Source organism: Mycobacterium sp. GA-2829, assembly GCF_001499965.1.
Lineage (GTDB): Bacteria > Actinomycetota > Actinomycetes > Mycobacteriales > Mycobacteriaceae > Mycobacterium.
On the sequence record NZ_LQIT01000059.1, the window covers coordinates 1 to 24,501 of the forward strand.

The following is a 24,501-nucleotide window of genomic DNA, read 5'->3' on the forward strand; positions in this document are numbered from 1 at the left end:
CTCCACGTAGACCTTGCGCGGCGCCGGCGCGGCCGGCGCCTCCTGCACGACAGGGACCGGGGCCTTGATGGTCTCGGCGGGTGGTGCGGGCGGCGCGACGACCGGTTGGGCCTCCTGTGCGGGTGCCGGTGCGGTGGGCCGCGGCGCCTGGGCGCTGGGCACGATGGCGGCTTCGGCGGGGCTCGGCCGTTGGTCGGCGGTGGGCCGGATGTTGACGGCCAGCGAGATGACCAGGGCCACGACGCCGACCACGAAGATCGACGCCAGTGCGCTGCCGACCAGGAGGAACGGCTTGCGCTCCTCGCTCTCGACCGGCGTCTCGAGGCCCGAGAACACCACCGGCGGGATGGCGGCATCGCTGCTGACGGGCGCCATCTGGGTGGCCGCGGCGCCGAACGCGGCGTAGCCGTTGCCCGCGGTGGTGCCGTCGTCGGGATCCTGCGAGTACGCCAGGCCGACGGTCGACGCCTCGAAGGCGGGCGCGTGCGCCGACGCCAGCGCCGCGCCGCGGGCCAGCGCGAGTTCGGGTTCCTCCGGCGCGTTGATCGGCAGCGAGAGCAGGCGTTCGAGGTGGGCCTTGACCTCGGTGACGTCGACGCCGGAGCCGACGACGAACATGCCCTGCGGCGGTGTGTCCTGGGCGTCGACGGCGGCGGCCATCTCGGTGAGCGTGGCCATCGCGTCGGTGCCGTGCAGGTCACGGCTGAGCACCTTGGTGACCGACCCGTCGTCGGTCTGGACGACCGACAGGGTGGCGGTGTCGCGGTCGATGAAGAACAGGGCCGTGGTGGCGTAACCGACGGCGCGGCCGACTGCCTGGGCGAGCGAAGCGGCGGCATGCCCCTCGGAGACGAGCATGACGTCTTCGATGCCGCGGGCGGTCAGCGTGTCGCGCAGGGCGGCCGCAGACGTGTGATCGCTCCAGGCGACGCCGATCGATTTCAGGTGGTGTCCGCCGGTGAGTGCGCTCTCCTGTGTCCCGAGCACCGCAGCGACGACCTGGTCGGCCGCATTCGAGGTTGCTGAACCGTCGACGGCGTTGATGTCGAAGACGTCGTGGTCGACGGTCACGCCGTCGGCCTTCTCGCCTTCGACCAGCACCATGCGGACCGTCGTCGGTGTCATCGAGACACCAAGTACGATGTCCACCAAGCCCTCCAAAAGTTTGCTATATCGATTATTCGATCGCGGCACGCTCGAACCGAACGAGCCGGCAACTGGTTACTTCATCGACGTCACCGGCACGGACGTTACAGCCGACGCGTTAGCTGGTCGCGCTCGTTTCCCCGTACCGGAAACCCTACTCGTGACTACGACAACGGGCGCGTGTCAGTTCGAATTCCACCCTGTTGACTCTGCGCCCACGGCGGCGCGTTCTCGCACGTCCGCGCCGTCAGCTCAGGGTCAACTCGACTTGATGAAATTCTGGTACGACCTCGAGGGTGTCGGGCCGCGCTGACCCTGATACTTCGAGCCGACCTTGGCGCTGCCGTAGGGGTGTTCGGCGGGGCTGGTCAGGCGCAACAAGCACAGCTGGCCGATCTTCATGCCGGGCCACAGCGTGATCGGCAGGTTGGCGACGTTGGACAGCTCGAGGGTGATGTGGCCGCTGAAGCCGGGGTCGATGAAGCCGGCCGTCGAGTGGGTGAGCAGGCCGAGGCGCCCAAGGGAGGACTTGCCTTCCAGGCGGCCGGCGAGGTCGTCGGGCAGCGTGCACAGTTCGAGCGTCGAGCCGAGGACGAACTCGCCGGGGTGCAGGACGAACGGTTCACCGGGCTTGGGCTCGACGAGGCTGGTCAGGTCGTCCTGCTGCTCGGCCGGGTCGATGTGGGTGTAGCGCGTGTTGTTGAAGACGCGAAACAGCGTGTCGAGGCGGACGTCGATGCTGGACGGCTGCACGAGGCTGTCGTCGAACGGATCGAGGGCCAGCCGTCCGGCGTTGATCTCGGCCCGGATGTCGCGATCGGAGAGCAGCACCCGACGAGAGTATCGGCTTCTGATAATCTCCGTGATCACCGGCGTGAGCTGGCAGTGCCGATGTAGTTCAATGGCAGAACATCAGCTTCCCAAGCTGAATACGCGGGTTCGATTCCCGTCATCGGCTCCAAACGTGCGCAGCGATATGCCTCTCGGGCTGTGCGACTCACACGACCGCATTGCGCCGCGCCACCTCGCGGAACCACTCAGCGCTGAGCTTCGGTATCCGCGCTTGCGTGGCGGGGTCGACGCGATGAAGCCCGAACTTGGGCTGCATGCCGGCGCCCCATTCGAGGTTGTCCATCAGACTCCAGTGGAAGTAGCCGCGCACGGGCACGCCGTCGGCGGTCGCCCGCTGCAACTGCGTCAGGAACGCCCGAAGCCATACGATGCGGTTCGTGTCGACCCCGTCGGCGTCCTCCTCGGCGGTCGTCGGCATGCCGTTTTCGGTTACGAAGATCTTGTCCGCGTTCCAGACGTCAACCAGCAGACGCGGCCCCCAATACATCGACTCAGGACTCAGCATCAACGCGACCTCTGAGTTCGGGTACTGGGCGCGGGCATGCGTCGGCTGATAGGGGCGCGCCGGCGGAGGCACCATGAAGCTTCCGGCGACCACTTCGTAACCCGGCGCCGAGTCGGAGGCCTGAACGAAGGCGTGGACCATGTAGATGTTGGTGCCGATGAAGTCGACCGGGCTACCGATGATTTGAAGGTCCTCGGAGGTGAACTTCGGGGCGTCGGCGCCGTGCCCGGCGAGGAACGCGTCGGCGTAACGGCCCTCCATCATCACGGTCATGTAGCCCGCATTGAGCTCACGCAACGCGTCCGCGGCTGCCCGAATGTTCTCGGGCGTCTCGATGATGGGAGCAGTGCCGATGATCTGCTCTGCCGGCCCGACCTGAGTGCCCGCGCGGGCCTGAGCGCGAATGGCCTGAACGGCCAGACCGTGTCCCAGCACCGCATGGTGACGGACCTGGTTGACCCCAGCGGGCGGCAGCCGCAGGCCGGGAGCGAGCATGCCTGACCCATACCCCAGCTCTACGAAGCTGGAGAACTCGTTGATGGTGAAGAAATGTCGCACGCGGTCGCTGAGCTGCGCCGTGACGTACCCGGCGTAATCGCCGAAGGCCTGGGCGGTGTCGCGCGACTGCCACCCGCCCCTGTCCTGCAGCGCCTGGGGTAGGTCCCAGTGATACAGCGTCGCGAACGGCTCGATGCCGTTCGCGAGCAGCTCGTCGACCAGACGGCGATAGAAGTCGAGTCCCTTCGAGTTCGGCTGGCCAGCCCCGTCGGGGAAGATTCGAGGCCACGAGATGGAGAACCGGTATGCCGTCGCCCCGATCGCCTTCATCAACTGGACGTCTTCCTTGTACCGGTGATAGTGGTCGACGGCCACATCGCCGGTGGAGCCGTCCCTGATTTTGCCGGCATGGCCGAAGGTGTCCCAGATCGACGGGCCTTTGCCGTCTTCGTCCCACGCACCCTCGATCTGGAAGGCCGCTGTGGCTGTGCCCCAATGGAATCCGTCTGGGAAGCGGCGGCTGGCCGACTCCGGCGAGTCCGTGTGCGCTCCAGGCATCGGATACCTCCCTCCAGCCATCATCGCACCGCGGGTGACGTTCGTGAAGGCGTGATCTAGGACTGCAGAGTCAGCTCAACTGTGTTCCGCCCGATAGGTCGCGTCGATTGATTAAGCTCGCAATACTCCATGGTCGTTCTTGTGAAGAGAGCAGAACCGGTCATGACCGACGAGGGACCCGAGGCGGGCGGACGGCCGGCCTTTCGAACCACCCGGATGGAGGCGTTCAGCGACGGGGTATTCGCGATCGCCATCACGCTGCTTGTTCTCGAGATCGGTGTCGAGGCGGGCACGGAGGACGATCTGCTCGCGGCGTTGGCTGATCAATGGCCGTCGTACGTGGCCTACCTGATCAGCTTCTCGACCATCGGCGCGGTGTGGATCAAACATGCGCTCATCACGGAATACCTCGAGAACGCCACGGCCGCTCTGATCCGACTGAATCTGCTGTTGCTCATGGTTGTGTCGTTTCTGCCCTTTCCGACCGGCCTCGTGGCTGAGCACATCCACGTGCACGACGCCGAGCGGGTCGCAACGACCGTCTACGGTCTGAATCTGCTGCTGGCCTCTTCTCTGCTGAACACCCTGTGGCGCTACGCCGTTCGCGAGCGCCTGATACGTACCGATGCGCCTGACGCCGAAGTGACAATGCTGAGCAGACAGCTCGTGCCGGGCATGGCCGGCTACGTCGCGATGATCGTGGTGGGGTTTTTCCTACCCCTGCTCGCCGTGCTCGGCTACCTCGCGATTGCCGTGTACATCATCCTGCCGGTGCGCGCGATCAGTCGCCGGGGATCCCGCTCATGACGTCGGGCCCATCCGCTGACGACGAACCACCGCTCCACTGAGCGTCTCAGCGCGCGAACACGTTGCCCTCGGTCGGCTCCGTCGACTGGTCCGTGAAGGCAACGGCGCGCAGGAAGGGTCCGACCAGAGCGTCGTAGACGGACGGCAACAGCCGGTACATCGCGATCGCGGGCAGGTTGGCCCACCCCACCTGGCGCTCACTGGAGCGCTGACGATCGGTGGCGCTCAGGATCGCCGATACGACGGTCGAGGGCGAGACCGCGGTGGGCGGCACCCGCGGGGTGCGGCCGTAGTAGTTGCTTGCGGTGCCGTAGACGGGGGTGTCGACCGGCCCCGGGTAGACGCCGTGGACCCTGACCCCGGGCAGGTCGCGATTCTCCTGACGCAGGGCGCGGACCAAACCGTTGAGCGCGAATTTGCTTGCCACATATGCAGATTGGTAAGGGACCGCCGCGGTTCCTAGCAGGGATCCGATCAGCACCAGGTGCCCATGTCCGGTCTCGTGGAAACACTGCAGAGCACACCGTGCCACATTGGCGGATCCGATCAGATTCGTCTGGATGATGTTGTCGAAGACCTCGACAGGCACGGCTTCGAACCGGCCGAACGCCGTGGTCGCCGCCGACTGCACCACGATGTCGATCCCGCCGAAGCGGCGAGCAGCCAGACCGAACAACTCCTCGACCTCGCCGGCGTCGGCGATATCGGTCGTCTGGACCAACACCGCCTCGGCGCCGGCCCTACGGCAGTCGTCGGCGACCCGTTGCAACGCGTCCTCCTTGCGCGCCGCCAGCACCAGACGCGCCCCTCGCTCCGCGTAGCGAAGCGCGGTCTCCTCGCCGATACCGCTGGAGGCCCCTGTCACCACGACGACTTGGGACGCTGTCCGACTATCACTCATTGTGAGGCGTTACCCCCGGGGCCGGCCCGAAAACTCCGGACTAGCAACCAATCTCGTCTTTCGTTGATTGCGTTCGGACATGCGCAGTACCTGAAGGGCACCGGTGGCCGCCACCGCGAGCCAGCCACCGCGCCGGGTGGCGCCCAGCGCAGCAACCACCGCAACCGGAGCCAGCAGCGCCACCGGGTCCGCGCGCCTCTCCAGTACCCGGTCCAGCGCCATCGGTGTGCCGGCGACCAGGTTCGACGCCACGACCACCGCGTCCACAACCCGTGCACGACGCGCGCCGACCGCCCGCACGACAGCCAACATGCCCCACAGCAGCAGCGTGACGTCATGCGCGCGATCAACCACGCCGCGGACATCCCTTCGTGGCCGCAGTTGCCAACCCATCGCGGCGCTGGTGCCAACGGCCCCGTCGGCCAGACCTTCGATCAACTCCCGCGCGCTGTCGGTCGAGGACCACTCCGGCGCCCAGCCCAGCGTCTGCCGAGCCTTGGATGTGTCCATCAGCGGTGTCTTGAATGCCACGTCGTACCACCCCGGTGTCAGGGCGACGATGCGCAGTGCGCTCAACGCAGCAATGAGGGCCCGCACCGCCCGAGGGGGAACGCTGACCGGACGTGCGCCGACGAGCGCGGCGAGCGCGGCGGTGTCCAGCACGTCGGCCGCGATGTTGAACGATCCGCGGGTTCGCTGCGTCACCAGCCGGACCACCGCATCGCCGACGTCATCGGCGTGTACGAACTGCAGTCTCAGCGGTCCCGGCAGCGGAAGCACGGGAAGTTCGCGGCGACGCAGCAGATCCAGTGCAGACCTCGGCACCAGCGGACCCAGGTACAGCGATTTGATGAGCCATGCCGCCTCCCGCTGCACCACGACGGTCGGGCGGAACCGCGAGACCGTCACCTCGGGTTGCTCGCGCTCGAACTCATCGAGGATCTGCTCCACCATCACCTTGTGCCTGCTGTAGATCGAGGTGGCCTGGCCGGTGGTGGGCCAGTCCTCGGCAACCGGCGCTCCCGATCCGGGCGCGTAGATGCCCAGACTGGATGCGTACACCAGCTGCCTCACCCCGGCCGCAGTCATGGCTTTCAGCAACGCTTGTGCGCCAACGACGTTCGCCCGGTACAGGTGGTCCTCGTCGCGCACCGGCTGGACGGCCAGTGCCAGGTGGATGACGACGTCCGCCCCTGCCAGGGCAGCGCCCAGGTCGGTGACAGCGCTCGGGGCGGCCAGGTCGACGGCGTGCCATCGAACGTGTTCGTAGGGCTGACCGTGGGTGGGAGGTCGCCGGCAGACGCCGACGATCTCGGTGTCGGGCAGGTGCGAGGCGAGCGCGCGCAGGACGCCGGTTCCGACGTTGCCGGACGCGCCGGTCACCACCACCCGCGAAGGCCCAGCTGTCATGACGTCCGTTCCTGTCGGGTCCTGCGGCTTACCCCTGAGGCGGGCGGCCAAACCGGCTCTTCGTGAATGAGGTGCATTCCCGTCATCGGCTCCACGAGTCATCGCCGCACCCATCGAAGACTCGTCACCGACGGCGCCCCTAATGGTTCCCCTCGGGGGGTTGACAATCCGGTACCGCGGGTACTGAATGGCCCTAACGGCGTGGGTGTGCGCCGTCAGCGATATACCGAGGGGCGCACACCGATGGACAGTCAATCCGCAACGCCGGTCATGAACGCGAGCGCGCCGCACGAGACACTGCGCCGCAACGAACGCCCGATCCCACCCGACGACGACCCGTTCTACCGGGCGCCGGAGGGGTATGAGCACGCGGAACCGGGTACCGTGCTGCGATCGCGCGACGTGGAGATCGGTTTCCTCGGTCTCATCAGCCAGGACGTGAGAGCCACCCAGCTGCTCTACCGGACCACGAATCTGCACGAACAACCGGAAGTCGCCGTGACGACCGTGCTGCTCCCGGCGCAGCACGACGCCGATTGCCCGGTGCTGTCGTATCAGTGCGCGATCGACGCCGTCGCGTCCCGCTGCTTCCCCTCGTTCGCCCTGCGACGCGGCGCGGGACCGGTCGGCGCGTTCGTCCAGGCCGAATACCTACTGGTGACCGCGGCACTCGCCGAGGGCTGGGCGGTGTGCGTCCCCGACCACGAGGGCTGTCACGGCATGTGGGGCGCCCCCGTCGAACCCGGCTACCGGATCCTGGACGGGCTGCGCGCCGCGATGCGCTGCGAGCGCCTGGCGCTGTCGCCCGATGCGCCCGTCGGCGTGTGGGGATACTCCGGCGGAGGTTTGGCGTCGGCGTGGGCGGCCGAACTGTGCGAGCGCTACACCCCGGAGCTCAATATCGTCGGCGCCGTCCTCGGCTCCCCCGTCGGCGACTGTGGGAGTGTGGCCCGCCGCCTCAACGGCAGCTTCTTCGCCGGCCTCGCCGCGCTGATGATCTCCGCGCTCACCCAGGTCTTCCCCGGCGCGCAGAACGTCGTCGACCACCATGCGACCGACGAAGGCAAGGCGTTGCTCGACGAGTTGCAGACGATGTCCACGGCCCAGGCGGTGTGGCGGTTCCGCCACGTCGACATCGGGTCCTACGTCGACATGACGGCCGACGAGCTGTGGGACCTGCCCGAAGTGCGCCACATCTTCGACGAGACCACGCTCGGCAAGTCCACACCCAAGCCGCCGGTGCTGGTCGTCCAGGCGGTGCACGACGGGATCATCAGCGTCGACGACATCGATGCCCTGGTGGCCGAGTACAAACGCATCGGCGCAACGGTCACCTACCACCGCGACGGGTTCTGCGGTCATCTGCTGTTGCACCCGCTGTCGGCGCCCATGACGCTGCGGTGGCTGCGGGACCGATTCACCGACCGACCGGTCGGCGAGCACAAGACCCGCACGGTGTGGCCGACGCTGTTCAACCCGTCGACCTATCTGGGCATGGCCAAGTTGGGCGTCATCACGGCCAAGGTCGTCCTCGGGCGCCCCATCGCACATCGACCACTGTCGACGACGGACGCCCGCGACGGCGATTGACGGACTCCACGCCGGGGCACTTCCAAGGTTGACCCGCTACCCTCGCGCACCGACATCAGCCCGACGAGGACGGGACGCCAGGGGAGGAGTCGCCGCACCGTGCAGGATCAGGTCACCTCGGGCGCCGTCTCTCGAAAGGTGCGCATCGCGGGGCCGGTCGTCCTACTCGTGGCGTTCACGCTGTACCTCGCCGCCTATCTGTGGTGGCCCAGCCTGCTCGGCCAGGTCGACCTCATGGTGTACCGGTTCGGGGCCCAGCGCGCGTGGGATGGCCAAGACCTCTACTCGATCGGACTCACCGGCGATCCGGACACCATGCTGTTCGTGTACACCCCGTTCTCCGCGCTGTGCTTCCTCCCGCTGATCGGGTTGGGCCAGCCCGGCGTCCTCGCACTCGGTCTGCTGGTGAACGTCGCCTGCGTGGGGTACCTCGTGCACCGGATGCTCCGCACCGCCGGGGTGACGACCGGGCTCTGGGCGTTGACGGCGCTTCTGATGGCCCTGGTCGTCTGGCTGGAGCCGGTCCGGCTCTCCCTGCAACTCGGCCAGGTCAACCTCGTCATCATGGCGCTGGTCGTCGCGGACCTGCTGGCACCACCGTCCCGCAGGTGGACGGGCATCGGCATCGGGATCGCCGCCGGGATCAAACTGACTCCCGCGGTGTTCATCGTGTTCCTGTTCGCGACTGGGCGACGCCGCGAGGCGCTCGTCGCCGCCTCGACCTTCATCTCGACCATCGCCGTCGGATTCGTCCTGTTGCCCGCCGATTCGAAGGAGTTCTGGCTGGAGGGGTACTTCCGCGAGGTCGGGCGGATCTCCAGCGATCCGCTCGCCAACACCAGCCTGACCGGACTCCTCGAGCGATTCGGTTGGGCCGCACCATGGACCACCGTCGCCGCCGCCGTGTTCGCGATCGCGGCGCTCGCGATTGCCGCCGTGGCGTGGCGTCGCGGTCAACTGCTTCTGGGTATTGCCATCGCGGGGATGGCCTCCGCCGCGGCGTCACCCTTCAGCTGGAGCCACCACTGGGTGTGGTTCGCACCGCTTCTCGTCCACCTCGGCGTCCGCGCTTACGTCCACCACTCTCGCGCGGCGACGACGGCCCTGTGGACGCTGGCGGCCGCTTTCGGTGGGTGGTTCGTCGCGTCCCCAAGCGATCCCCCACAGGCCGGTTTGATGTCGCTGCGCCATCCGGGATTGTGGGATCAATTGCTCCCGGGCGCTTACCTTTTCGCGCTGTGCGGCGTACTGGTGTACGGCGTGTACGTGATGTGGCGGGCACGACAGCGGTCGGCGACCGACAGCGAGCACCTGCCCGCTCTGACCGATCACCAGCCGGTGTAGCCGCGGGCAACGGCCACTGCTAGGGCGCCGGTGGCGGGGCGGTCACGGTCACCGTCGTCGTGCTGGTCGTCGTGCTGGTCGTGGTGCTGGTGGTCGTGCTGGTGACGACGCTGGTCGACGTGCTGGGCTCGACCGTCGTGGTCGCGGTCGTCGTCGGCGACGGTGTGCTGGTCTCGGTGATCGTCACCGTCTCGGTCTCGGTGTGCGTGGTCCCCGGTGCCGTCGTCATCGTCGGAGTGATCGGGGTGAGCGGGGTTGCCGGAGTCCCGGGTTCGTCGTTCGAACCGGATCCGAACACGGCCCACACCAGCAATACCAGGAGCAGCGTGGCCAGCACCCCGGCGACGAACATCGCCGCCGAGGTGCGGTACCACGGAACACCCTCCTGCGGAGGTGGACCGCCGCGGCCCCCTGGCGGGTCGGAGTAGTAGGCGCGGTCATCCGGCGGACCGTAGTTCGACATGGGTTCGTCCCCTAGAACACCCGGATCCAGTCGACCAGCATCTCCGCCGGGTAGTTCCCGCCGGCCGGCTCGCGCCCGCCCGACCCGCCGACGGCGATGTTGAACACCGGCGCCATCGTGTATCCAGGATCGTTGAACGGCCACTCCGGCAACGAGTTCGCGAGCACCGTGAAGAACGGCTCCATCCCGGGCTGGTAGTCCTTCCAGAAGTACATGCCTTCCGGCTTCCAGGTCATGCGCCAGGTGTGCCAGTCCCCGTCGACCGGATGCTTGTGGGTCTGGAACTGCGTCCCGTCCAACCGCGCGTGCACCGTCGTGCCCGACGGCCAGTCCCGGTTGCCGTACCACTCGACGAGGTCCACTTCCCCACCGCGCACGGGGTTGTCGTTGATCAACCAGAACGCCGGCCACGCGCCGTCGGTCAGGCAGTTGAGCTTGATCCGCGCTTCCCACGTCGTCCCGACACCGCCGCGCCAGTTCCCGATGATCTTCGCGCTGGCGTACTTCTCCTGGATGTTCGCGCCGGGGCCACGCGTCGCGCGGATGACGAGGTTTCCCGCCCCGTCCTGGAACACGTGCTCCTGGTCGGTGACGTAACGGCCCATGTTGTACGGCTTGTCCCACTCGACGGGGTTCCGGATGGTCTCACGTGCCGGCACGATGAACCACGCCGCGGGATCGGGCGGCGCACCGGCCGGCCCGTTGAACTCGTCGGCGAACAGCAGTCCGGGCTGTGCGGCCGTCGGGGCGCCCGGCCCGGGCAGCGGCCCCGGCGGCACATCGCCGATCACCGGCTGGGCGCCGGCTTTCGCAAGCGGCAGCGCGGCGGCGGCCACTCCAACTCCGAACATGAACATGGCGCGGCGACGATCGATGCTTGGCACGCCTCAAACCGTAGACGGAACGACCACGAATTCGGGGACCAATCGCCGGGCTCAAGCCGTCTTAGGCGTGGGCGGCGCACCCATGGGCCGGGTGTACGCCGATTCCACGATCGGATGCAGCTGAGCGTCCTCGACCACCTTCGATTCGTTCGACGTCCACTTCTGCGTCACCACCGGCAGGAAATACGTCGCAGGCGCGCCGAGGATGTACGTGGCATTCCCTTCGGCGAAAGTCTTGTTGCCCGGATCGTTCAGCCCGATGTTGCTGTAATTCGTGTGCACGCTATTCAGCTCGTTTTTGCCGCCCACCAATTGAGAGGCGTTGCGATTTCTCTTCGCGGTGTCATTCGACAGATCGTTGGGGCAATCGGCGAAATAGTCGTACTGCCGGGCGATCACCTTGACCGTATAGCGCGTGTCGTCGGGAAAGTTGTTACCGCCGTAGGCGGCGACGCAACCGCTTCCCGGGATGTTCGCGCACCCGTTGTACTTGCTCTCCAGATCACCGGTGAGCACGAACATCACCGTCGCCGGGTCGACGTCGCTTGTCGGCCCGTAGCGCCGCAACCAGTCATCGGCGACCTGCGCACCCTGGCTGTGACCGGCCACGATCTTCCGGCCCGGGGTCGAATGCAGCATCTCGTCGAGTTTGTCGGCGCCCCGATGGGTGTTGGTCGCACTGGGGATGTTTGTGTACGGGACCTTCACCGTCACATTCGGCGCGGCGAACAGCTCACCGCGCAGCCAGTTCGGCTTCATCTCGTTGAATGCCGGCGCCAGGGTGAGCACCGTCGCTCCACCCGGTCCCGGTGCGGCATTCGCGGCCGGAGCGCCCATCATTCCCACCAAAAGCATGAATGCGGAAAGACCCGCGCATTTGGACTTCGACATTTCCCGACTCCCCTCGCGATTTGCGGCGACGGAGTCTGTATACCTGCGTGAATACCGATGAAAGGGAAAGAGACCGAAATGACGCACGAAAGAGCGCCGCGAGATATTGACGCTCTATTAGATCAGGCGTCAGCGGTAATAGGTCTCCGAACCGGTCGGATATCCCCCGCCGGTCGTGGTGATGTGGACGTGGTCGTAGTGCCCGCTGGCCGAGCCACGCGGACCCGCGGGCGTGTAATAGACGCCGCGCCAGATCGCGTCCTGGATGCCGAACCGCTCGGCGTTCTTGAGCACGTACGCAACGATCTGGTTGCCGAGCGCGATGCCCTCGGCGCTGCCCGGATTCGGGATCATCACGTCGAGCGCGAGCCCGTTGGGATGCCACCGCAGCGCATCGGAGCGCACGCCGCCGATCTGCTGGATCTCCGGGAACACCACGCTGATGTTGCGTGCGGCGAGAATCGTCTTGACCTGCAGCCCTTGTTCCGGCGCCTTGCCGGCAGGCAGCACCCGGTACGAGCTACGGTCGGCGACCTTCCAGTTGGCGACCGAGACCGTCTCGGTCGACGCGGTCTTCAGCTCCGCGGGGCCGCCGAGCGCCCCTGAGGCCACGACCTCGACGTCATAGGGCAGCGGTTCCGGCGGCGGGAGGGGCGTTGGCGCGGGCGCAGCGGCGGTTTCCGCAGGTCGGTGCGTGTCAGCGCCGGCGGCGAGCACCACAGCTGCGGGCGCGGCGAGCAACGCCAACACCAGGGATGAGGACGAGATCCGCCGCGGCTCGCTGGGCTTCGAATGCCTACCCACGTCAGGCACTCTACGAAATAACTCGCGTTATGTCACGGGGAGGTCACGGAACGGTGACGAAGCAGGGGTCAAGAGACGACGATGGCCGCCTCGCCATGTGGCGAGACGGCCATCGATCGGGTTGTTACCAGCGGCCCCAGTGCCCCGGCGGGACGTCCGGACCCGGGATCCACTTCTTGAGCTGACCCGGCGGCACGTGGACGATGTGCCCGACATGCCCGGGTGGGATGTGGACGTCGACGTACGGGATGTGCGGCTCCCACCAGTCGTTGTGGTCAGCCTGCGCGGTTCCGGCGCCCAGGCCGAGCGCGGCGGCGCCCATGGCGCCCGCGACGGTGGCGGTCAGTCCGATCTTCGTGAAATTCATCTGGTCCTTTCCTGCGCTCACGCGCGAATGGATTGGAACTCGGTCACGACCCCCGGTGTGTATATCGGCGCGACGCTTCCCGGCGTTATCAGTGCCTACCCTCGGATGCATGAGGCCTGCCACTGCGCTGAGCATCGTCTCGGTGATCCTGATCGTGAAAGCCGTCGTGATCGGGTGGGTCACCTGGGGCCGCGCACGACTGTTCGGCGTCGAGTCCTCCGCAGGTCAGGCGGGCCTGACGATCGCCTCGGTCGCGCTGGTGATCGCGCTGGGCTGCGCGGCCGCAGGCATCGTGCTGCGGCGGCGGGACCGCCGGTCTACGGATACTGCGGCTGGTGGAACCGATTGATGATCGGAATGCGCTCGATGATCCGGTCACGCAGCCGCGGCTGCTGCGGAGCCACCGGGGGGACGTAGCCGGGCTGCGGCTGCGTGTACGCCGGCGCGACGGGTGCCGGGGGCACATAGGCCGGCGGCGCCGGGGCGGGCGGCACGTACACCGGCGGGGCCGGCGGCACGTAAACCGGCTCGGGCGCAGGTGCCGGGGCGACCTCGGGTGCGTCGTACACCGGCTCGATCACCGGGGCGACCTCCGGCTGCGGCGCCGGGGCTTCGGGGACGTCGACGACGGGCGACACCTCGGGTGCGGGCGCCGGCGGCGCCTCCGGGGGTGGTGGCGGCGGGGCGGCCGGCTTCGGCGCCTTCGGCGCGGGCGCGTCGACGGCGGCCTTCATCTGATCCGCGGTGCTCGCCACCTGGCGGGTCGCGGCGTCGTCGGAGCGCAGCTGCGGGGTCAGTTCGAGGCCGAGTGCCACCGACAGCGAGACCACGAACGTGATCACGGCCGCGGCCAGCACCGAGGTGAGCGCGGGGATCCGCCAGGTCAACCATGACTTCGGCGCATCGGCGGCCGCTGCGGCCAAGGCGAGCGGGGCAGGCACGCCGACGACACCCTACGCGGCGGCCAGCGCCGCGCCGCGCGCCAGCGCGAGGTCGGCTTCGGCGGCCGACACCACCGGGGCGGCCATCTGTCCGGTGAGCGCGGCGACCACGGCGTCGACGTCTGGGCCGGAGCCGAGCACGTAGACCGTCTCGGGGTGGCTGTCGGTCTCGCGCACCCGGTCGGCGAGGGCTGCGGCGCCGTCTGCGGGGTGGTGGTCGACGTGCACGGTGTCGGCGGTGACGACTGCCACGAGTGCGGCGTCGGGTTCGACGACGCACAACGTGACGTCGGTCTGCGCGGCGAGGTCACCGAGGCCCGCGGCCAGCGCGGCGGCGGATTCCGCGGGAGACAGCGCGACGACGTTCTGCACACCCCGGGCGGTCAGCGCAGTCAGCAGGCCGGTGGCCTGGTCCGCACCGGCGTCGGTCCAGGTGACGCCGACGGTGACGGGCCGCTGCCCGGGGGCTGCGGCGTACGGGCCCTCGCCGAGTACGGCGTTGACCAGCGCGTCGACGCTCTCCCCGGTTACCGGCATGGCGAGCGTTCCGCTGTCGACGGTCGCGCCGTCGCCGGTCGCGCCCTCCACGAGCACGAAGCGAAGCGCGGCCGAGGTCACCGACACACCGAGTACTAAGTCCACAGATCTTTCCCGCTCCGGTTGCACAATCCGGACTGACCATACCGCTGCGCGGGCGCGGTTCAAGTTCGCTCCCAGAGTGAATCGGTGCGACCCTGCTGATCAGCGGGTCAGCCCGCCACCCACAGACAGTCGCCGCTCAGGTGGATCGAGAACATCACCGGCAGCACCTCGAAGTGCAGCGGCTGGCCGGGCGCCCCCTCGGCGATCTGCGGTTCCCCCACCTGCCCGGCGCTGACGACGGCGGTCTGCTCGGCGCGGCACTGCGTCGACGGGTCCTGCGGGACCCCGGTCCACGGGCCCGACAACACCTCGGGGTTGCGCATGCCCTGCCCGTGCAGGTCGAGGCCGTCGCCGCCCGAGTACCAGCGGTCACTCGACGGATACGGCCCGGTGTAGCTCTGCCACCGGCCCGCGACGCACTCCACGACGGCGTCGTCGACCGTCTGTGCCAAGGCCCGGTCCACGGCGGGGGTGCACGACGCACCCGGTTCGGGCGCCGCGGCCGCGACGGCGGACAACCCGACGCCGGCGGCGCTGACGGCAAGAACGGCGAGCGGGATTCGCTTCATATCCGGATTGTCGTCCGCGACGGTCGCGGCGCTACACCTTCGTCAGATCGGTGCGCATGAGCTTGACCTGGTAGTCGTCCCACGTCGACAGATTCCAGTACAGGTACTGCTGTTCGGCGGCGCTGAGGTTCTCCGTCGACGACCACGGGTGGATCATCGGCGCGTACAACCCGGGCATCTGCGACGAGGTGACCAGCGTGACCGGCGCCGACCACGGCCCCTCGGGCGAATCGGCCTTGCGCATCACGATGTTGTTCTTGTTGTCGCCGTACAACATGATGTACTTCTTCTCGTAGCTGTTGTACTGCACCGACATCTCGCTCACCGTCGGATACGTGGTGGTCTTGACCAGCCCGAAGAAGCTCGACGTGGTCGTGCCCGGCAGGATCGGCTTGGCCGCGGCCGGGTTACCCGGTGTCCACGAAGTTCCGTTCCAGTACTGGTATTTCGTCTTGTCGAGGATGTCGGCCTCGGCGACCCGGGACAGGTACGCGGTGCCGGTGCGGCCGGACGGGGTGCCGTAGGCGTAGATGTACCCGTCGGTGATCTCCCGTCCCGCAGCGTCTTTCAGAGGCTTACCGGTGGTGGGGTCGACGGTGTACTTGCGGACGTAGGCGCCCTGCTGGAAGTTCTGGTCCCCATTGACGAACGGCAGCGTGGTCCGGCCCGCCGCGGCGGGCCGCACCGACGACTGCGGCACCACGGTCCAGTTCTGGCCGTTGTCGTCGGAGTACGCGATCGCCGAGTAGTTGGTGGTCCACTTACCGGGGCTGTCCCACGACTTCACGGCCATGTAGTTGATGTATTGCCGTGTGGCGCCGTTCTTCCCGGCACCGGGCACCGAGATCGCCGCGGTCGGGATCATCGTCACCTCGGTGCCGATGCCGTAGTGGTAGTTGCCGATGATCTCCCGCGAGAAGTTCGGGTTGGTCATCGGTGACCCGCTGTACATCCCGGGGTCGTGCACGATGCCGTCGGGGATGTACATACCGTTGGACAGCACGGTATCGGTGCTGCGGAACAGGGTGTTCATCCGCCAGATGCCGGTGCGCACGGGGGTGCGGTTGCTGAAGGTGTCGCCGAAGGCGATGAGCACCTGGTGTTCGTTGACGGCCGTGGTCGGGTCGTCCTTGACACCGTTGTCCCACATGATGCCCAGATCGGTGCCGCCGATCCCGAAGCGGGCCATGGTGTCGTTGAGGCCACCGGGGCCGGTGACGTTGGCGATGCGAACAGTGTTGCCACTCACGGTAACCGGGGTCACCTTGTAGTCCTTGGCCGGATCGTAGGGCGCCGCCGCAGCAGCCAGGGCGACGGCCGTCTTGGTGGTGGTGGAAACCGACTTGGTGGTCGCCACCGACTGCTCGACCTCCCGGCGCGATCCGAGCGCGAGCAGCGCGCTGAGCGCCCAGGCCGGGCTGGGCAGCGAGGGCAGGTTGCGCAGGCCGCCGAGCCCGAACGCGTTGAGCAGCCGGTTGATCACCGGCACCGCTTTGCGTACGACGGGAGGAGCGGTCAGCGCCGTGACCGTTTCGACCGTCTCGGGCACGACCTTCTGCACGACCGGTTCGATCTCGACGTCCGGGGTGACCGTCACAGGTGGCTCGTCGAGCTTCTCGACCGTGAGGGTACGCAGGGTGTCCTCAGCCGGCTCGACCGGATCGTTTTCCTCTGGTTCCGTGCGCTTTTCGATGATCTCCACGCCGTCGGTGCGCTCCCGGGTGTCGCGCCGCAGCGTCTGGGGCTCTTCGGGTTCTTCCGCGGGCTCTTCGGGTTCTTCCGCGGGCTCTTCCTCGGACCCGACGGGCTCTTCGGTGGGCTCCTCGACGGGCTCTTCGGACTCGAGGTCATCCTCGACCGGTTCGGCGGATTCGTCGAGGCCGTCCTCATCGGCTTCGTCCGCGTCCTGCGGCTCCGAATCCTCCTGCGGTGCCTCGGCTTTGGGATCGTTGTCGGGCGGCGCCTGGGAGGACTCCTCGGTCCCGGGTTCGGCGTACGCGATCCCCGGGGCCCCGACCATCACCGCGGCGCCCACCCCCAACGCCACTGCCAGGCCGCCGACACGCCCTATGTACGCCGAAGCATCCATTGCTCTCCCCTTGCAGATGCATCCCCCGACGCCATCTCGTCCCCACCGGCGTCACCGTCGACGGTTCACTGAAGATAGGCGCGAACTCGCCACGGCGATGCGATTTCGGCAAAGAATCTTCGCGAAACGACCAACAGGGTCGAGATCGCCAAGGGGGGCACCTCCGTCCGACCTGTCCGCAAAGCGAATTCCTGCCAGCCGCCGATCAATTCCTGCCACCGGAATTAAACCCCTGACCTGCTGGTTTACCAGTGCATACCGGAACGGCAAAGGTCCGGAACCAGAGGGAAAGAAAGAAGACGGACATGAAGAAGCTCGGATTCGCCTCGATCATCGCCAGCGGACTGGCCGCGGCCTTCTTAGGGCTCGCTGGCCCCGCGCAGGCCGCACCCGCCGGCCCCGGCAACGCCCAGGATGTCATCAACTCCCTCGACGACCGCGGCTACGCGGTCAGCGTCAACCACCACGGCGCGGTCAAGCCGCTCGACGAGTCGAAGATCGTCTCGGTGCGGTACGACAACGACGACCGGGTGGTCTACGTCGACGTCCGCTGACCCGGAACAGAGGAGGGGCGCCCGAACGGGTGCCCCTTCTTTTGATTTGTCCCCTCCTTGAGCATTCCGTCCAGTACGTGGAGGGAGTGCGAGATCGGATTCCCCGGCAGCGGGGTGTTGTGCGATGCCGCGATCAACACCCCGACCATCGCCCCGGCGAGCACGCGTCGCTCGTCCGGGGTGGCCGGGGCGTCCGGACGCTTCGCCAGCCCCTCGGCGATCAGATCGATCAGCCGGACGTACTCGGTGTAGAGCAGCCCCCGCGCCTCGGGGATCGCGTACATCAGCCGCTGCCCGAAGATCGCGTCCTCACGCTGCTCGTCGGTCAACGCATTGAACGTGGTCACCACCGCGTACCGGTAGGCCTCGATGGGCGGCAGGTGGGCGGGGGCGGCGACGAACGCCTCGATGATCGGGGCGATGTGATCGTCGGACGGCAGGACGGCTTCCTTGACCGGGAAGTACCGCGAGAACGTCCGCGGGGAGACCTCGGCCGCGGCGGCGATCTGCTCGACGGTCGTGTTGTGGTAGCCCTGCGCCTTGATCAGGCGCAATGCCTCACGCCGGATCGTCTCGCGGGTCTTGAGCTTCTTGCGCTCGCGCAACCCCGCCGGCTTACCGGGCACTGACATCGCTCGATTCTTGCAGACTCACGGTGTCCGGCTTCTGACCAGCGTCCAGTGGTTGCCGTCGCGGTCACGCCGGTAGGACAACTCGTCGAGCACGCGGTGCGCGATGGCCAGACCCCGGCCGCGCTCGGACAGGTCGTCGGGCATACCGACGTCGGTGAGGTCGATCGGCGAGGGGTGCCCGTCGTCGAAGAACGTCGTCCGCACGGTGTCGGCGTCGAGGATCACCTCCATGCGCAGCCGCACCGGCCTGCCGTCGCCGGAGTGCTCCACGATGTTGGCCGCGATCTCGCCCGCGGCCAGATCGACGTGGATACGCACCAATTCGTCGACGTCGTGCTGCGCCCACAGCCGGTCGAGCGTGCGCTGAACGGCGTCAAGCGTGTCGGGGCCGGTGGTGGTGTCGAGGACCACCGGGGCGTCATGCGTCGTCATCGAATGCGCCGTCGGCCGAGTCGTACGTGCGCAGCACGCGGTTGAGGTTGGTCAGCTCGAGCACCGTGGTCACCTGCCGGGTGGGTGCGGCGATCCGCAGGTCACCACCGGCCTGCCGGGCCACCTTCAAACCCGAGATCAATGCCCCCAGACCCGACGAGTCGATGAACTCGGTGCCGCCGAGATCGACGACAACCCGGGCGGTCCCGCCGTCGACGACCTCGTGGATCTGTTTGCGCAACGCGGGCGCGGCCACCATGTTCAAGCGGCCGTCCGGCCGGATCACCACGGCACCGGAATCCGTCGTACGCGTCGGATAACTACTCATCACGCTCCTTCGTCCTCGTGTCCGCGGTACCGCACCGCCTGGAACACCACGCTCAGGATCAACAGGTCGAACAGCACCCAGAAGAGGTTGACGCCGACACCCAGGACCGAGATCGCGCCGAAGTACAGCTGCACGATGCCGATGATCGAGGCGACCACCAGCAGGGCGATGGCCACCAGCTGCCATTTCACCAGATGCCACGGGATCGCGGTCGCCTCCTGACGGGTCTTGGGGGTGACCGCGAAGCCCAGCGGCCGGCCGAACACCACGTTGAGAAAGGCCGTGTAGCAGGCCCTGATCCACACCGGGAACAGCGCGAGGCTGTACTGCTGGCCCCGCCACGTGGGCGTGCCGTGGCTGATGATGATGAACATCAGCTGATTGAGCAGCAGGAACGGGATGAGCCTGCCGAAGAAGTCCCAGCTGTAAGCGGTGACGGGCATGATCCCGAAGATCAGGTAGATCGCCGGCGCGGCGATGTAGGCCAACGCGGCGAACCCGGCCAGATAGCTGTACATCGTCGCCCAGTACATGAGCTTCTGGCCGATCGAGAGCCCCTTCTGGACGAACGGATTCTCCCGCAGCATGACCTGGACGGTGCCCTGCGCCCAGCGCAGCCGTTGGGTCATCATCGTCCGCACATCGTCGGGAGCGAGCCCGCGCGCGAGGACCTCGTGGTGGTAGGCCGACTTCCAGCCCAGGGCGTGCAACCGCATACAGGTCGCCATGTCCTCGGTGACCGAGATCGTCGCCATCGGCAGCATCGGTTGCGCCTCGTCGTCGCGGCCCACGTCGACCGCGCGGATCATCGCCGACACCGATTCGATCGCCCCGAGCGGCGACCACTGCCTGCCGGCCAGCGACTCCAGCGCCTCGTCGTCGAAAACCACCGTGGTGGCGGTGTTCTCGGGATGCTCACTCAGGGCGGCGATCACTTCGAGATCCGCGCGCATGGCGGTGACGTCGGACTCGACAACCGTGCGGGCCGCCTCGTCGACACGCTGCTGGAATTCGTAGGTGATGTCGGCCAGCGCACGTTTCTCCCGCAGCTGTCGGCGGGCGTCGCGCACCGCCTGCAGGACGGCGTCGAGGGCCTGCTGCACCTCGGGTTGGTCGGCGCCCGGTTGCCGGCGCGCAGTCCTGACCATCTTGCGAGATGCGTACAGGGTGCGCCGGACACCTTCCTCGACTGCGCGGACGTAACCGCGAATGCCCAGCTGCATCAACGCTTCCCGGCGCAGCACGGCGTTCGACCCGCAGAAATAGGCGGCGTTCCAGCCGTCCTTGCCCTGCTGGATCGGGCCGTAGAACAGCGGCGCCTGACTGCCCAGCGGATCGCTGAACGGCACGTTGTGGAAGTACTGCGGGGTCTGCACCAACGCCATGTACGGGTCGCGGAAGTAACCGAGCGTGTTGTCGAGGATGGCCGGGTCGGGCACCTGATCGGCGTCGAGCACCAGGATGAACTCGCCGTCGGTCTCGAACAGTGCGTTGTTCAGGTTGCCCGCCTTGGCATGTCGCGGTTTGTCGGGCGTCCAGTGCGACGATCGGGTGATGTAACCGATCCCCCGTTCGGCAGCCGCCGCGGCCAGTTCGTGACGGTCGCCGTCGTCGAGGATCCACGTCGAGTGCGGGAACCGGATCCGCTGGGCGGCCTCGGCGGTCTCGAGCACCATCTCGATCGGTTCGTTGTAGGTGGTGATGAAGACGTCGACGGTGGCGTCCTCGGGTGGCGGTGGAGGGGTGTTGCGGCGCAACATCTTCCACATCGTCATCCCGAACAGTAGGGAGTCGATGACGCTGTAGGTCTCGGCGATGACCAACGGCACCGCGATCCACCAGGCCGCCCAGTTGATCGATTCGAACCACCGCCAGATGACGTAGTTGACGCCCAGCAGCGCGGTGCACAGGATCAGCAGCCGCAGCCACGGCGACGGGTATCTGCCCACGGGGGCGTCGGGCATCTGGTGGCTCACGCGGCCGACTCCCGGCGCACCGCCACGAGGGTGACGTCGTCCAGCGGCGACTTCTCGGCGACCAGCGCCCTGGCGCGCGCACACAGCTCGGCCGGTTCGGCGTGGCGGGCGACGAAGTGCAGGGCCGGGCGCACATCGCTGTCGTCGCCGATGAGGTCGAGCACACCGTCGGACGCCACGATGAGCGTGTCGCCCTCACCGAGCACCACCTCGCCGTAATCCCAAGTGGCGCCGGGGAGTACGCCGAGTGGGATGTCGGCGCTGTCGAGCCCGTCGACGCGACCGTCGGCGCGGACCACGACCGCGAACCCGTGCCCGGCGTCGACGTAGCGCACCGTGCCGGTCGCGCTGTCGAGGTGGCAGTGGAACAGCGTGACGAAGGTGTCGGTGCTGCCGAAATCCTCCGCCAACTGGAGGGCGACGGAGTTGACGACGTGGTCGGGCCGCAGCGGGGTGGTGACCTGCTGCACGGCGCGGGAGGCGCCGCGCAGCGCCGAACGCACGCTGGCGGCGAGGATCGCCGCGCCCAGCCCCTTGCCCATCACGTCGGCGACGGTGAACACCGCCCCGCCGTCGATGCGGTAGTGGTCGTAGAAGTCGCCGCCGACGGCGTAGGCGGGCAGGCACATCGCGCACACCGAGTAGCCGGGTAGGTCGCCGAGCGGGCGGGGCAGCAGGTGCCGCTGTACCTCGGCGGCGCGTTCGATGTCGTCGGTCTGTTCGAGTTCGCGTTGCGCCCAGGACGCCAGTTCGGTGAACGTCGTCAGCTCCGCGTCGCTCAGCGCGCGGGGTTCGGTGTCGTAGATGCAGAAGGTGCCCACCGCGTGCCCGCCGGGCCCGTACAGCGGATAGCCGGCGTAGAACCGGATGCCGCCCGGTTCGCCGATGCCCGGCACCATCGCGAATTCCGGTCGGGCCGCGGCATCCTCGACGATGAGCGCGGGGCTGTCGGGGTTTTCGTAGCTGCGGGCGACGGTCGCCTGGCAGATCGTCTTCTCGCGCGGAATGCTGGTTCCGATGTCGAGGCCGTCGACCTGTTTGAACCACTGCCGGTCCCGGTCGACCAACGCCACCGCCGCCATCGGGATGCCGAAGACAGTGCGCGCCATCCGCGTGATCCGGGCGAACCGTACCTCCGGCGGGGTGTCGAGTACGTGCAGCTGGGCCAGCGACCGGACGCGTTCGTCCTCGATCTCCGGTGGCAGCGCGTAGGGCGACACCGCCGGCGCTGTGGTCGTCTCCGCGCTCATGCCGCCACCGCCCGCAGTGCGCGCGCCATCGCCGCGGCCGCCGCCGGGGTGCTCGCGATCCGCCAGTCGGTCTCCTTGTCGTGGTCGAACCAGATGACCGCGCCGACATCGGGTTGCGCGGCCGCCCACGCGACGAGGTCGCTGATCCAGTCGGGCTTGCTGCCGCCGTGCTCGGCGCAGCCCACCTCGGCGAGTATCACGGGGCGGTCGGTCAGCGCGCGCACCGCGGTGAGGGCGGGTTCGAAGATCTCGACGGGTGCCGTCCACCGACTCCACGGCCGTGTGGTTCCCCAGTTGTAGCCGTCGATCCCCACGACGTCGACGCAGTCGTCACCCGGGTACCAGGGCGCCGGCGGCTCCGACTCCGCATCCGGCGACCACATCCACTGCACGTTCGTCGCACCCACACGCCGGAACAGGTCGTGCGCGTGCCGCCAGGCCGCGACGTAGGTCTGCGGCGGGGTGCCGCGCGCCGGTGTCCACGGATACCAGTCGCCGTTGAACTCATGGGCGAAGCGCAGCAGTACCGGTGTCCCGCACTGGGCGAGCGCGGCCGCCCACGCCGTGAGGAGGTCGTCGTGGCGTCCGTCGGCGATCTCGGCGAGCAGTGCCCCGTCGACCTGGTCGACGTCGGTGCGCCAGAACCACGGCTCCCAGGTGATCACCGGGGTGGCTCCGGCGGCGGCCACCGCAGCCACCCCGCGGACGGGCGGTGACGCCGCGAAATCCACGTACCACAGGATCAGGCCGACCTGTCGGTCGACGGTTGCCGCGGTCGCCGCGACCTCATCCAGACCGCATGCCCCGCCGGGCGTGCTCAGCCCCAGGCGCAAACACCCATCCATGCCCACCCCGTTGATCTACCCGACCCCGCAGTCACCTTAAGCAAAGCTGTGACGCCGTGTCGGGCAAACGCGGGCGCCGCCGTCAGTTGTTCAGGACGGGGGCCTGCGTCTCGAGGAAGAACTCCGCCATCGCGTCGGCGACCTCCTCGGCCGCCTCGACGTGGGGGTAGTGCCCGAGACCGGGCATCACCTTCAGCCTGCTTCCGGGCCTGGCCGCCTGCACTGAGTAGGCGTGGGTGACGGGGATGATCGGATCCCGGTCACCCCAGATCACCAGCGCGGGCACCTCGGGGTGGACGCCCAGACGGCTCAGCGCGCTGACCGACTGACCGCGGTAGTCGACCACCGATCTCAGCGTGCGCTGGAACGCCGCCCGCGTGGGCGGATCGGCCAGCGAACTGTAGGACTGCCACGTCTGCTCCGCCGTCGGCGAACCGAAGCCGATCGCCCCCAGCACGGGCCGCAGCCGGTTGCCGAGGGTGACCACCGCCTTGGGGGCGATGACCGGCAGCAGGAACTCGGCGCCCGGCGCCGCCAGCAGCCTCAGGATCCATCCCACATCCGGCCCGAGGCCGCCACTGCTGATCAGGATCAGCCGCCTGCAGTACTCCGGATGCTGGTAGAGGAACTGCATGGCGACCCCGCCCCCGAGGGACTGACCGACGACAGTGACGCGGCTGATGCCCAACTCGTCGAGCAGGTCGCGCAGTCCGGCGGCGAAGGCGCCGAGCGAATAGTCGCCGCGTGGCTTGGCGGACCTGCCGTGTCCGAGCAGGTCCGGGGCGATCACCCGGTGGTTCTCGGCCAGCCGGGGCAGCAGTGCCCTCCAGGTGTCCGAGCAGCCGGCCATCCCGTGGATCAGCAGGATGACCTCACCGCTGCCGGCATCCCGGTAGGCGACGCGCTCGCCATGTAGTTCGACGTATCGGATGTCACTCATCGACACCTCTTCCGTAGCGGTCACCTCGATGGGTTACCGCTCGCCGATCACGGAAACGCGGGGGTGACCGGCGTCACCGCCGTCAGTTGTTGGGAACCGGGATCGGAATCGGGACCGGCACGAACGGCACGGTCACGTACGTCGTGGTCACCGGGTTGGTGGTCGTCGGTGCCTGCGTGGTCGTGGGCACCTGGGTGGTGGTCGGCTGCGTCGTCGTCGGCTGCGTCGTGGTGGGTGGCGTGGTCGTGGCCGTCGTCGTCGACGGGGTCGTGGTGGTCGTGGT

Annotated in this window: 27 protein-coding genes and 1 tRNA gene; 8 read left to right on the top strand and 20 right to left on the bottom strand. The window is 68.0% G+C overall.

What is annotated here, in order from left to right; translation table 11 throughout:
* Together AU194_RS26885 and dcd are read right to left on the bottom strand one after the other, a co-directional pair.
* Positions 1 to 1,149, bottom strand: a 1,149-nt coding sequence (locus AU194_RS26885; RefSeq protein ID WP_197417752.1) for a hypothetical protein, incomplete at its 3' end; no start/stop codon positions are given.
* Between the two features lie 255 nt (positions 1,150 to 1,404).
* Positions 1,405 to 1,977, bottom strand: a complete 573-nt coding sequence (gene dcd / locus AU194_RS26890; RefSeq protein ID WP_059092329.1) for a dCTP deaminase — start codon at positions 1,975 to 1,977, stop codon at positions 1,405 to 1,407.
* 56 nt (positions 1,978 to 2,033) lie between these two features.
* Between dcd and AU194_RS26895 the strand changes: the two genes are divergently transcribed.
* Positions 2,034 to 2,107, top strand: a tRNA-Gly gene (locus AU194_RS26895).
* 36 nt (positions 2,108 to 2,143) lie between these two features.
* On the opposite strand, the gene AU194_RS26900 is transcribed toward AU194_RS26895, so the two are convergent.
* Positions 2,144 to 3,559 carry a GH1 family beta-glucosidase gene (locus AU194_RS26900; RefSeq protein WP_059092349.1) on the bottom strand — a complete coding sequence of 472 codons (1,416 nt, stop codon included), beginning with the start codon at positions 3,557 to 3,559 and terminating at the stop codon, positions 2,144 to 2,146.
* A gap of 162 nt (positions 3,560 to 3,721) precedes the next feature.
* Between AU194_RS26900 and AU194_RS26905 the strand changes: the two genes are divergently transcribed.
* Positions 3,722 to 4,366 carry a TMEM175 family protein gene (locus AU194_RS26905; protein WP_059092330.1) on the top strand — a complete coding sequence of 215 codons (645 nt, stop codon included), beginning with the start codon at positions 3,722 to 3,724 and terminating at the stop codon, positions 4,364 to 4,366.
* A gap of 46 nt (positions 4,367 to 4,412) precedes the next feature.
* Here the strand turns inward: AU194_RS26905 and AU194_RS26910 are convergent, their stop codons facing one another.
* Both AU194_RS26910 and AU194_RS26915 read right to left on the bottom strand, forming a co-directional pair.
* On the bottom strand, positions 4,413 to 5,234 hold the full coding sequence (locus AU194_RS26910; RefSeq protein WP_231743596.1) for an SDR family oxidoreductase: 822 nt from the start codon (positions 5,232 to 5,234) through the stop codon (positions 4,413 to 4,415).
* Between the two features lie 42 nt (positions 5,235 to 5,276).
* Positions 5,277 to 6,677, bottom strand: a complete 1,401-nt coding sequence (locus tag AU194_RS26915) for an NAD-dependent epimerase/dehydratase family protein (RefSeq protein ID WP_059092332.1) — start codon at positions 6,675 to 6,677, stop codon at positions 5,277 to 5,279.
* A gap of 243 nt (positions 6,678 to 6,920) precedes the next feature.
* Between AU194_RS26915 and AU194_RS26920 the strand changes: the two genes are divergently transcribed.
* The 3 genes from AU194_RS26920 (at position 6,921) to AU194_RS31470 (ending at position 10,039) form a co-directional block, all read left to right on the top strand.
* On the top strand, positions 6,921 to 8,267 hold the full coding sequence (locus AU194_RS26920; protein WP_059092333.1) for a lipase family protein: 1,347 nt from the start codon (positions 6,921 to 6,923) through the stop codon (positions 8,265 to 8,267).
* 99 nt (positions 8,268 to 8,366) lie between these two features.
* Complete coding sequence (locus tag AU194_RS26925) at positions 8,367 to 9,611, top strand: glycosyltransferase 87 family protein (protein ID WP_059092334.1); 1,245 nt, start codon at positions 8,367 to 8,369, stop codon at positions 9,609 to 9,611.
* A gap of 59 nt (positions 9,612 to 9,670) precedes the next feature.
* Positions 9,671 to 10,039, top strand: coding sequence for a hypothetical protein (locus tag AU194_RS31470; protein WP_082698864.1), 369 nt, complete (start codon positions 9,671 to 9,673; stop codon positions 10,037 to 10,039).
* Positions 10,040 to 10,085: 46 nt separating this feature from the next.
* On the opposite strand, the gene AU194_RS26935 is transcribed toward AU194_RS31470, so the two are convergent.
* The 4 genes from AU194_RS26935 to AU194_RS26950 form a co-directional block, all read right to left on the bottom strand.
* Entirely contained in the window at positions 10,086 to 10,949 is an 864-nt protein-coding gene (locus tag AU194_RS26935) for a family 16 glycosylhydrolase (protein WP_059092350.1), read from the bottom strand.
* Positions 10,950 to 11,009: 60 nt separating this feature from the next.
* Positions 11,010 to 11,747, bottom strand: coding sequence for a PE-PPE domain-containing protein (locus AU194_RS26940; protein ID WP_231743597.1), 738 nt, complete (start codon positions 11,745 to 11,747; stop codon positions 11,010 to 11,012).
* Positions 11,748 to 11,978: 231 nt separating this feature from the next.
* Positions 11,979 to 12,653, bottom strand: coding sequence for a hypothetical protein (locus tag AU194_RS26945; protein ID WP_059092337.1), 675 nt, complete (start codon positions 12,651 to 12,653; stop codon positions 11,979 to 11,981).
* 124 nt (positions 12,654 to 12,777) lie between these two features.
* Positions 12,778 to 13,020: a hypothetical protein gene (locus AU194_RS26950; protein ID WP_059092351.1), complete on the bottom strand. Its 243-nt coding sequence runs from the start codon at positions 13,018 to 13,020 to the stop codon at positions 12,778 to 12,780.
* A 109-nt stretch (positions 13,021 to 13,129) separates the two neighbouring features.
* On the opposite strand from AU194_RS26950, the gene AU194_RS26955 reads away from it, so the two are divergent.
* Positions 13,130 to 13,369 (top strand): hypothetical protein, encoded by a 240-nt coding sequence (locus tag AU194_RS26955; RefSeq protein ID WP_157576556.1) that lies wholly within the window; start codon positions 13,130 to 13,132, stop codon positions 13,367 to 13,369.
* On the opposite strand, the gene AU194_RS33090 is transcribed toward AU194_RS26955, so the two are convergent.
* From AU194_RS33090 to AU194_RS26970, 4 genes are all read right to left on the bottom strand, one after another.
* Positions 13,338 to 13,961, bottom strand: coding sequence for a hypothetical protein (locus AU194_RS33090; protein WP_369804240.1), 624 nt, complete (start codon positions 13,959 to 13,961; stop codon positions 13,338 to 13,340). The genes AU194_RS26955 and AU194_RS33090 overlap by 32 nt on opposite strands.
* Positions 13,962 to 13,973: 12 nt before the next feature.
* Entirely contained in the window at positions 13,974 to 14,603 is a 630-nt protein-coding gene (locus AU194_RS33095; protein ID WP_369804241.1) for a hypothetical protein, read from the bottom strand.
* Between the two features lie 107 nt (positions 14,604 to 14,710).
* Positions 14,711 to 15,172 (bottom strand): hypothetical protein, encoded by a 462-nt coding sequence (locus AU194_RS26965; RefSeq protein ID WP_059092339.1) that lies wholly within the window; start codon positions 15,170 to 15,172, stop codon positions 14,711 to 14,713.
* A gap of 31 nt (positions 15,173 to 15,203) precedes the next feature.
* Entirely contained in the window at positions 15,204 to 17,261 is a 2,058-nt protein-coding gene (locus AU194_RS26970; protein ID WP_059092340.1) for a DUF4185 domain-containing protein, read from the bottom strand.
* Between the two features lie 305 nt (positions 17,262 to 17,566).
* On the opposite strand from AU194_RS26970, the gene AU194_RS26975 reads away from it, so the two are divergent.
* Complete coding sequence (locus tag AU194_RS26975) at positions 17,567 to 17,815, top strand: hypothetical protein (protein ID WP_059092341.1); 249 nt, start codon at positions 17,567 to 17,569, stop codon at positions 17,813 to 17,815.
* Here AU194_RS26975 and AU194_RS26980 read toward each other — a convergent pair.
* From AU194_RS26980 to AU194_RS27010, 7 genes are all read right to left on the bottom strand, one after another.
* On the bottom strand, positions 17,797 to 18,447 hold the full coding sequence (locus AU194_RS26980) for a TetR family transcriptional regulator (RefSeq protein ID WP_082698865.1): 651 nt from the start codon (positions 18,445 to 18,447) through the stop codon (positions 17,797 to 17,799). The two genes, AU194_RS26975 and AU194_RS26980, sit on opposite strands and share 19 nt — an antisense overlap.
* An 18-nt stretch (positions 18,448 to 18,465) precedes the next feature.
* Positions 18,466 to 18,879, bottom strand: a complete 414-nt coding sequence (locus tag AU194_RS26985) for an ATP-binding protein (RefSeq protein WP_059092342.1) — start codon at positions 18,877 to 18,879, stop codon at positions 18,466 to 18,468.
* Positions 18,866 to 19,207, bottom strand: coding sequence for an STAS domain-containing protein (locus AU194_RS26990; RefSeq protein ID WP_059092343.1), 342 nt, complete (start codon positions 19,205 to 19,207; stop codon positions 18,866 to 18,868). The genes AU194_RS26985 and AU194_RS26990 overlap by 14 nt, the downstream gene beginning before the upstream one ends.
* On the bottom strand, positions 19,207 to 21,171 hold the full coding sequence (locus tag AU194_RS26995) for a glycosyltransferase (RefSeq protein ID WP_197417754.1): 1,965 nt from the start codon (positions 21,169 to 21,171) through the stop codon (positions 19,207 to 19,209). The genes AU194_RS26990 and AU194_RS26995 overlap by 1 nt, the downstream gene beginning before the upstream one ends.
* A gap of 8 nt (positions 21,172 to 21,179) precedes the next feature.
* A complete protein-coding gene (locus AU194_RS27000) occupies positions 21,180 to 22,433 on the bottom strand; it encodes a PP2C family protein-serine/threonine phosphatase (protein ID WP_059092345.1) in 1,254 nt (417 codons plus the stop codon).
* Complete coding sequence (locus AU194_RS27005; protein WP_059092346.1) at positions 22,430 to 23,278, bottom strand: glycoside hydrolase family 26 protein; 849 nt, start codon at positions 23,276 to 23,278, stop codon at positions 22,430 to 22,432. The genes AU194_RS27000 and AU194_RS27005 overlap by 4 nt, the downstream gene beginning before the upstream one ends.
* Before the next feature lie 82 nt (positions 23,279 to 23,360).
* Positions 23,361 to 24,218 (bottom strand): alpha/beta fold hydrolase, encoded by an 858-nt coding sequence (locus AU194_RS27010; RefSeq protein WP_059092347.1) that lies wholly within the window; start codon positions 24,216 to 24,218, stop codon positions 23,361 to 23,363.
* Between the two features lie 89 nt (positions 24,219 to 24,307).
* On the opposite strand from AU194_RS27010, the gene AU194_RS32330 reads away from it, so the two are divergent.
* On the top strand, positions 24,308 to 24,501 hold a 194-nt coding region (locus AU194_RS32330), incomplete at its 3' end, for a hypothetical protein (RefSeq protein WP_197417753.1).

What these genes read in the sequence shown, in the direction of transcription:
- AU194_RS26965 (WP_059092339.1), bottom strand. Translation starts at nt 15,172, where the DNA reads ATGAAGCGAATCCCGCTCGCCGTTCTTGCCGTCAGCGCCGCCGGCGTC.
- AU194_RS26985 (WP_059092342.1), bottom strand. Translation starts at nt 18,879, where the DNA reads ATGACGACGCATGACGCCCCGGTGGTCCTCGACACCACCACCGGCCCC.
- AU194_RS26900 (WP_059092349.1), bottom strand. Translation starts at nt 3,559, where the DNA reads ATGCCTGGAGCGCACACGGACTCGCCGGAGTCGGCCAGCCGCCGCTTC.
- AU194_RS26990 (WP_059092343.1), bottom strand. Translation starts at nt 19,207, where the DNA reads ATGAGTAGTTATCCGACGCGTACGACGGATTCCGGTGCCGTGGTGATC.
- AU194_RS26905 (WP_059092330.1), top strand. Translation starts at nt 3,722, where the DNA reads ATGACCGACGAGGGACCCGAGGCGGGCGGACGGCCGGCCTTTCGAACC.
- AU194_RS26995 (WP_197417754.1), bottom strand. Translation starts at nt 21,171, where the DNA reads ATGCCCGACGCCCCCGTGGGCAGATACCCGTCGCCGTGGCTGCGGCTG.
- AU194_RS27000 (WP_059092345.1), bottom strand. Translation starts at nt 22,433, where the DNA reads ATGAGCGCGGAGACGACCACAGCGCCGGCGGTGTCGCCCTACGCGCTG.
- AU194_RS26950 (WP_059092351.1), bottom strand. Translation starts at nt 13,020, where the DNA reads ATGAATTTCACGAAGATCGGACTGACCGCCACCGTCGCGGGCGCCATG.
- AU194_RS26920 (WP_059092333.1), top strand. Translation starts at nt 6,921, where the DNA reads ATGGACAGTCAATCCGCAACGCCGGTCATGAACGCGAGCGCGCCGCAC.
- AU194_RS27010 (WP_059092347.1), bottom strand. Translation starts at nt 24,218, where the DNA reads ATGAGTGACATCCGATACGTCGAACTACATGGCGAGCGCGTCGCCTAC.
- AU194_RS26970 (WP_059092340.1), bottom strand. Translation starts at nt 17,261, where the DNA reads ATGGATGCTTCGGCGTACATAGGGCGTGTCGGCGGCCTGGCAGTGGCG.
- AU194_RS26955 (WP_157576556.1), top strand. Translation starts at nt 13,130, where the DNA reads ATGAGGCCTGCCACTGCGCTGAGCATCGTCTCGGTGATCCTGATCGTG.
- AU194_RS26980 (WP_082698865.1), bottom strand. Translation starts at nt 18,447, where the DNA reads ATGTCAGTGCCCGGTAAGCCGGCGGGGTTGCGCGAGCGCAAGAAGCTC.
- AU194_RS26915 (WP_059092332.1), bottom strand. Translation starts at nt 6,677, where the DNA reads ATGACAGCTGGGCCTTCGCGGGTGGTGGTGACCGGCGCGTCCGGCAAC.
- AU194_RS26975 (WP_059092341.1), top strand. Translation starts at nt 17,567, where the DNA reads ATGAAGAAGCTCGGATTCGCCTCGATCATCGCCAGCGGACTGGCCGCG.
- AU194_RS27005 (WP_059092346.1), bottom strand. Translation starts at nt 23,278, where the DNA reads ATGGATGGGTGTTTGCGCCTGGGGCTGAGCACGCCCGGCGGGGCATGC.